General features: G+C 78.6%; 1 protein-coding gene. It reads right to left on the bottom strand.

Annotation, left to right across the window (positions count from 1 at the left end):
- Nucleotides 1–299: DUF4129 domain-containing protein (locus tag CCN33_RS29370; RefSeq protein ID WP_140394748.1), on the bottom strand; the 299-nt coding region annotated here is incomplete at both ends.

Below are 299 nucleotides of genomic sequence, written 5' to 3'. Positions count from 1 at the left end.
GCGCCGGTCGCGGCTCCGGGGCGTACAGCACCTGCTCCAGGGCGGCCGCCACCCGGTGCACCGCGGCCCCGGCCTCCGTGTCCAGTCGCCCCAGCCGCACGATGCGGGCCGCCGAGCCGCGCGGGGTCAACGAGTCGTCCGGTGTCACTCCGTGGTCCCAGGCACTGTCGGTCAGTTCCCGCCAGGCCGCCAGCGTCCGCACGGCCGGGTCGGGGGAGTGCCCGTCCAGCCGGCGCGCCCGCACCCGTGTCCGCCACAGCAGCGGGGACAGCGGGAGCACCACCAGCGCCAGCGCGCCC

It is taken from the genome of Streptomyces recifensis (assembly GCF_002154615.1).
GTDB lineage: Bacteria > Actinomycetota > Actinomycetes > Streptomycetales > Streptomycetaceae > Streptomyces > Streptomyces griseoluteus.
This window is presented reverse-complemented; position numbering and strand designations above follow the sequence as displayed.